This window comes from Desulfuromonadales bacterium (assembly GCA_035620395.1).
Classification (GTDB): Bacteria; Desulfobacterota; Desulfuromonadia; order Desulfuromonadales; family DASPGW01; genus DASPGW01.
The window spans coordinates 21741-28670 of sequence record DASPGW010000261.1; the positions used below are offsets into that span (position 1 = coordinate 21741).

Annotated in this window: 6 protein-coding genes; all 6 read left to right on the plus strand. The window is 63.9% G+C overall.

The genetic code is table 11. The features are described from left to right. Positions 1–467: 467 nt before the first annotated feature. The 6 genes from lat (at position 468) to rsmB (ending at position 6760) form a co-directional block, all read left to right on the plus strand. Positions 468–1829 (plus strand): L-lysine 6-transaminase, encoded by a 1362-nt coding sequence (lat, locus tag VD811_14280; GenBank protein ID HXV22151.1) that lies wholly within the window; start codon positions 468–470, stop codon positions 1827–1829. 311 nt (positions 1830–2140) lie between these two features. Next, a complete protein-coding gene (gene def / locus VD811_14285) occupies positions 2141–2659 on the plus strand; it encodes a peptide deformylase (GenBank protein HXV22152.1) in 519 nt (172 codons plus the stop codon). Beyond that, positions 2656–3600 carry a methionyl-tRNA formyltransferase gene (gene fmt / locus VD811_14290; protein HXV22153.1) on the plus strand — a complete coding sequence of 315 codons (945 nt, stop codon included), beginning with the start codon at positions 2656–2658 and terminating at the stop codon, positions 3598–3600. The genes def and fmt overlap by 4 nt, the downstream gene beginning before the upstream one ends. Before the next feature lie 7 nt (positions 3601–3607). After that, on the plus strand, positions 3608–4390 hold the full coding sequence (locus VD811_14295) for a DUF116 domain-containing protein (protein ID HXV22154.1): 783 nt from the start codon (positions 3608–3610) through the stop codon (positions 4388–4390). Positions 4391–4498: 108 nt separating this feature from the next. Further along, the gene (gene htpX / locus VD811_14300; protein ID HXV22155.1) at positions 4499–5332 is read left to right on the plus strand and encodes a zinc metalloprotease HtpX; all 834 of its coding nucleotides are present in this window, start codon (positions 4499–4501) and stop codon (positions 5330–5332) included. Positions 5333–5407: 75 nt separating this feature from the next. Next, positions 5408–6760 (plus strand): 16S rRNA (cytosine(967)-C(5))-methyltransferase RsmB, encoded by a 1353-nt coding sequence (rsmB, locus tag VD811_14305; protein HXV22156.1) that lies wholly within the window; start codon positions 5408–5410, stop codon positions 6758–6760. The last annotated feature ends 170 nt before the right edge of the window (positions 6761–6930 follow it).

Sequence of the window (6930 nt, forward strand, 5' to 3'; positions counted from 1 at the left end):
CCGCGAAGCCTGCCGCCGCAACCTCACCGGCAGCGCCACGCCAGGCCCTTGAGGGCGCCTGAAAAACGAGCTTTTTCTTTGACTCCCACGGTACGTGGATAGGCCATGAGGGAACGCCCATAACTGATAGCTTTTCACCTGCTGCACTCTGGTTGATAGCGCGGGCGGCCTTAATTGCTGGAAGGCACAACAGGGGACGAAAATGAGCGAGGGGAGCATTCCGTCGCAGCTTCCCCCCTGGCCGTTGTACGGTATAATCAAATATATCACCTGCCAGCCAGTCCGACCCGAACAGCGAGGGTCCAATGAAAAATATCGTCGTCTTCTGCCTCGGCCTGCTGGCCGTTCACTATCCTGAATCCGGGCTCCGTCCCCATTTCCCCTTGATGGCGTGATACCCTGCTCAGGACCAGTGGGTTTCCTGTCGCGGCCGCGGGGTGCCCCGGCCGCCTCACTTGGAGAACGCCGTGATCCAGCCGCTGGATGTGAAGAAGGTTCTCTCCCGCTATCTGCTGACCGAAGGCTTCGACATCATCCTGGATGTGGAACGCTCCCGCGGCAGTTGGTTCGTGGATCAGCGCGATGGCGCGCCCTATCTCGACTTTTTTTCCATGTATGCGTCCATGGCGGTGGGCTTCAACCATCCCCGCCTGCTGCAGGCAAAAGAGGAACTGGGGCAGCTGGCGATCACCAAGCCATCCAACTCCGATGTCTATACCCCGGCTATGGCGGAATTCGTCGAGACCTTTGCCCGCATCGCCATGCCCGTCGAGCTCCCCCATGCCTTTTTCATCGACGGCGGCGCCCTGGCGGTGGAAAACGCCCTCAAGACCGCCTTCGACTGGAAGGTGCGGAAAAACTTCGGCAAGGGCCGCGGACGTGAAACCGGCAGCCAGGTCATTCATTTCCGTCAAGCCTTTCACGGCCGCAGCGGCTACACTCTCTCCCTGACCAACACTGCCGATCCGCGCAAGACCGACTTCTTCCCGAAATTCTCCTGGCCGCGCATCGTCAACCCCAGGATCGCCTTTCCCCTCGATGAGCAGAATCTGGCCGCGGTGCGGGCCCTTGAGGAAGAGGCCCTGGCGGAGATCGGCCGGGCGATCGAGCGCCACGGGGACGATATTGCGGCCCTGATCATCGAGCCGATCCAGGGGGAGGGGGGGGACAACCATTTCCGCGCCGAGTTTCTCCAGGCCCTGCGCCGCCTCTGCGACGCCCACGAGATCATGCTGATCTTCGACGAGGTGCAGACGGGCGCCGGGCTAACCGGCCGCTTCTGGGCCTGCGAGCACTTCCAGGTGTGGCCCGACATCCTGGTCTTCGGCAAGAAGACCCAGGTCTGCGGCATTCTTGCCTCGCGGCGCGTGGAAGAGGTGAGCTGCCACGTCTTTCAGGAGCGCAGCCGTCTCAACTCGACCTTCGGCGGCAATCTCGTCGACATGGTGCGCTGCCGCCATATCCTGCGCATCATCGAAGAGGAGCAACTGGTCGAAAACGCCCGCCGGCAAGGGGAGCGGCTTCTTGCGGGGCTGTGCCGGCTGGCGGCGGAATTTCCAGCGATTGTTACCAGCCCCCGCGGCCGTGGCCTGATGTGCGCCTTTGATGCGCCCGATGGGCACATCCGCGACCAGTTGGTGAAGGCTCTTTTTCTGGAGAAGGTGCTGGTGGTGGGCTGTGGCGAACGCGGCATCCGCTTCCGGCCGCAGCTGGTCGTGAGTCCCGGCGAGATCGATCAGGGTCTGGCCATCCTCCGGGCCATCCTGCAAAAAGGTGCTTACCCACGGCTGGAAATCCAGCGCGACCCCTGCCTCGGGAAGGGCGTCTGACGCTACGCGGGGATGGGTGGAAGCTCGCCGCCGATCTGGCGCTGATGGATATAGATGGCGAGGAGCAGGAGGCGATTAACAGAGTGAAAGGTGGAAAGTTGAACCCCTGAGGCAGCGCCTGTCAAGCTGAAGCAGCGCAAGGTATTTCGCGACGCAAATGGTTCATTTTCGCCTTCCCCAAGCCCCTCGAGCTCCTCGATGTTGACTTTGCACGACCGCTCCCTTTATCATGATACGATTGTTGCGGCCGCCGGCGCCTTCTCATCGGGAGGCGTTGCCGGCCGTCTCTTCGCAATGGACCCGGAGAAAACATGGCGATTCGACGCATACTGCATTATCCCGAGCCGCTCCTGAAGCAGGTGTCCGCACCCGTGGCGGCGATCGATGAGACACTCAAAACCCTGGCCGCTGACATGGCGGAGACGATGTACGCCGCTCCCGGGGTGGGGCTGGCGGCGCCGCAGGTGGGCGTATTGCAACGGCTGGTGGTTCTCGACTGCGCCCCCAAGGATGAGCCGCATCAGCTGATCGTTGCCATCAATCCCGAGATTATCGCCCGCGAGGGGGATGCCTTCGAAGAGGAGGGCTGCCTTTCGGTCCCAGCGTACTACGCCTGCGTCCCGCGCAGTGCCCAGGTCACGGTGCGTTTTCTCGATCTCAGCGGCAATACCCGGCAGCTGCAGGCCGACGGGCTCTGGGCCATAGCGTTCCAGCATGAGATCGATCACCTCGACGGCATCCTTTTCGTCGACCACCTCTCGCCGCTGAAGCGCTCCCTCTTCCGCAAAAAGTACAAGAAGATGATGGAACAGCAAGAGGAGCAGCTGTGATCCTTCCCAAGGATATCCGCACCGTCTTCATGGGGACCCCGGAGTTTGCCCTGGCCACCATGGAGGGTCTGCTCGACTTTGGCCTGAATCTCGTCGGCGTCTTCACCCAGCCCGACCGTCCCAGCGGCCGCGGCAAGAAGCTGACCCCGCCGCCGGTCAAGATTTTGGCCGCGTCTCGCGGGATCAGGGTCTTCCAACCGCTAAAACTGCGGGCACCGGAAGTGGTGAGCGAACTGCGGGCACTCGCTCCCGACCTTATCGTTGTCGTCGCCTACGGTCAGATTCTTCCCAAAAGCGTCCTTGACATCCCGAAATACGGCTGCATCAATGTTCATGCCTCGCTGCTCCCCGCCTACCGCGGTGCGGCGCCGATCAACCAGGCGATCGTCGACGGCAGAACGGAGACCGGCATTACCACCATGCTGATGGATGTTGGCCTCGATACCGGCGACATGCTGGTGAAGAAGACGACCGCCATCGGCCCTTTTGAAACTGCCGGAGTGCTGCACGACCGACTGGCGCTGCTCGGCCGTGAAGCGATGGAAGAGACCCTGCGGCAGCTCTGCGCCGGAACCCTGCATCCCGAGAAACAGGACGACACTCTCTCCAGCTACGCGCCGATGCTGAAGAAGGAGGACGGCCGCATCGACTGGCGCCGCAGCGCGGCAGAGATTCACAACCAGGTGCGGGGACTTGAGCCGTGGCCCGGTGCTTATACCCATCTGGATGGCGAAGTGCTGAAGATTGCCCATACGACCCCGGAGGAAGGTGTTGGCGAACCGGGAGCGATTGTCTCGGTCGGCCCGGACGGGATTCGCGTCGCCTGCGCCGGCGGCGTACTGAAAATCGGGGAACTGCAGTTGCCCGGCAAGAAGCGTCTGCCGGCCGGCGAATTCCTGCGCGGCCGACCGATCCCAACCGGTGCCCGCCTGGAATCCTGAGGTGCCAGTGGCTGAAATCTCAGAAGAGGTTTTCGAGCCGCGCAAGCGGCTTTTCATCGGTTTGCTGGCCGGGGCCTGCGCCCTGGTGCTGGTCGTGGCCTTTCTGCTCTGGTGGGTCCCCAGCGTCGGGCTCATCAACATCCATCCGGTTCTGCCCATTCTCTTCGGCACGCTCTTGTCGGTGCTTGCCCTGATCATCGTCGGCGGGCTTTCCCTGCTCATCCTCACCCTGCTCTCCGGCCGCGACCTCTTCTTTTCCGACCGCCTGCGCGGGATCGTCGTCCGCTACCTCTTTCCGGCCATCATCGGCCTGGGCCGTCTGTTGGGCATCCACCGGGACACCCTGCAGCAGTCTTTCATCGCCCTCAACAACCAGCTGGTGCGGGCCAAGAAACTGCGGGTCGGCAGCGATCGGGCACTCCTCCTGCTTCCCCACTGCATCCAACTCTTCGACTGCGCCATCAAGATCACCGGCGACGTCGACAAATGCGCACGGTGCGGCCAGTGCGATATCAGCGGTCTGGCAGCGCTGGCCAGCCGGCGCGGCATCGCCATCGCCGTGGCGACCGGCGGCACCCTGGCGCGCAAGATCATCGTCGAGCGGCGACCGCGAGTCATCATCGCCGTCGCCTGCGAGCGGGACCTCACCTCGGGCATCCGGGACGCCTACCCTTTGCCGGTGATCGGTATTCTCAATCATCGGCCGCACGGTCCCTGCTTCAATACCCACATCATTCTGGCCGAGGTGGAACGGGCCATCGACGAGCACGTGGAGGGCGGGCCGCCTTGATTTCCCACGGTGACCCATCTAAGATGAACATTGGTGGACGCGCCGAAATCTCCGCGGCAGCCACCGCAACCTTGACCTACGATTTTTAGCGCACAAGGAACCAACCGTATGAACACCTTGCGAACGATCATTCTCATGACCCTGCTCACCCTCGTCCTGATGCTGGCCGGCGGCGCGATGGGGGGGCGCGGCGGGGCTCTTTTCGCCTTGATCATGGCCGGGGTGATGAACCTCGGCTCCTACTGGTTTTCCGACAAGATCGTCATCAGGATGTACCGTGGCCAGGAGGTCGCGGACGGTCCTCTCTTCGAGGTGGTGCAGGAGCTCTGCCAGAGGAATCGTCTGCCGATGCCCAAGGTCTACATCCTGCCTCAGCCAACCCCCAACGCCTTCGCCACCGGACGCAATCCGCAGCACGCTGCGGTGGCCGCTACCGAAGGTATCCTGCAGATTCTCAGTCGCGAAGAGCTGCTGGGGGTCATGGCGCACGAAATGAGCCACGTCAAGCACCGCGACATCCTCATCGGTTCGGTGGCCGCCACCATCGCCGGCGCCATCGCCTATCTCGCACACATGGCCCAGTGGGCGATGATCTTCGGCGGCGGCCGCGACGACGAGGACAGCAACCCGATCGGTCTCATCCTGATGATGATCTTCGCCCCGATTGCTGCCATGCTGGTGCAGATGGCGATCTCCCGTTCCCGCGAATACGAAGCGGACAAGGGCGGGGCACAGATGTGCGGCAATCCCTTCTATCTTGCCAGCGCCCTGCGCAAGCTCGAAGCGGCCAACACCCGGCGGCCGATGCCGCAGACGAATGAGGCAACCGCCCACATGTTCATCGTCAACCCCCTGCGCGGCGACGGTCTCAAAGCGCTCTTCTCCACCCACCCGCCGGTCGAGGAGCGGGTTCGCCGCCTGGAGAGCCTGCAGCTCGGCTGACGCTGCAGCGCATATTCCGACCACCGGGGGCGTGAACCACACGCCCCCGCTTTATTGCTGCTGAGGATTCCCCCCATGAAAAACATCGATCCACGGCAGCTCGCCTTCGACATCCTTAACCGGGTGGAGGCGGGAGCCTTTTCCGACCTCGCCCTCGATGCCGTGCTGGTGCGCGAGCGGGAGATGGACCCCCGCGACCGCGGCTTGTTGACGGAGCTGGTTTACGGGGTGCTGCGCCAGCGCGGCCCGCTCGACTTCGTCCTCGCGCGCTTTTGCAGCCAGCCGCTGGCAAAAGTCGAACCCAAGGTCCTCAACCTTCTGCGCCTGGGGGCCTATCAGCTGCTCTTCCTCGACCGTGTGCCGGCGCCGGCCGCCGTCGACGAGACGGTCGAAGCGGCCCGAAGGGCCGGGCTCGCACGCGCTACCGGTTTCATCAACGGCATTCTGCGTTCCCTGCTTCGTGCCCGCGATGGAAAGGCGCTTCCAGATCCCGCCGGTGATCCTTTGTCCTACCTGGAGCATGCTCTTTCCCTGCCGGGCTGGCTGGCCAGCCGCTGGCTGGCTGAACTCGGCCGGGAGGAGGCGTTCGCCCTGGCCGACGCCTTGCGCCAACCGGCCCCCTTTGCTCTGCGGGTGAACACCCTGCGGACCGATCGGGAAGCATTTCTGGAGGGACTCGCCCGGACAGGGTTCGAGGCGGTGCCGACAAGCTTCGCCCCGGAGGGGGTGATCGTTGCGGGCCGCGGAGCGAAGCGTCTGCCGGGCGCCGACGAAGGGTGGTTCCAGGTGCAGGACGAAGCGAGCATGCTGATTCCGCACCTGCTGGCGCCGCTGGCGGGGGAACGGATTCTCGATGCCTGCGCCGCCCCGGGCGGCAAGACGACGGAAATCGCCGCCCTGACGGAGGGCCGTGCGCGCATCCTGGCCCTCGATATCCACCCGAAACGGGTGGCCCTGATCGCGGCGGGTGCCCGGCGCCTGCACAGCTCCGGCATCGAGACGCGCTGCTGGGACCTGACGGCGCCGCCCGAATTCCTGCCTCCCGGCAGCTTCGATCGGGTGCTGGTCGATGCACCCTGCAGCGGCCTGGGGGTGTTGCGGCGCAATCCGGAGATCCGCTGGCGGCGGACGGAGGCCGAAATCCGGCAGATGGCCACCCTGCAGCAGACGATTCTCCGAAACGTCGCTGGCCTGGTCCGGCCCGGCGGGGTCCTGCTCTACTCCCTCTGCACGCTGACCCCGGAGGAGACCGAGGGGGTCGTCGCGGCCTTTCTCGACGGGCACCCCGAGTTCGTCCGCGAAGATCTGCGGACGATCTTTCCCGAATGGCTGGAACTGTTCGACGACCAGGGGGCATTGCGCACCTTTCCCCATCGCCATGGCGGCATGGATGCCTTCTTCGCCGTGCGTTTCCGGAAAAATCAGTGATTTGCCCGTTGTCCGTGGTCCGTTGCCCGTGGTAAATAAGCAATGAACAGATGTCCAGGGACAACGGCCCGCGAACAGGAGTTCTCATGATCAAGATCGCCCCTTCCATCCTCTCCGCCGACTTCTCCCGCCTGGGAGAAGAGGTCCGCGCCATCGAAACGGGCGGCGCC

Coding starts and splice junctions, on each gene's coding strand:
- def (HXV22152.1), top strand. CDS start 2,141: ATGGCGATTCGACGCATACTGCATTATCCCGAGCCGCTCCTGAAGCAG.
- htpX (HXV22155.1), top strand. CDS start 4,499: ATGAACACCTTGCGAACGATCATTCTCATGACCCTGCTCACCCTCGTC.
- rsmB (HXV22156.1), top strand. CDS start 5,408: ATGAAAAACATCGATCCACGGCAGCTCGCCTTCGACATCCTTAACCGG.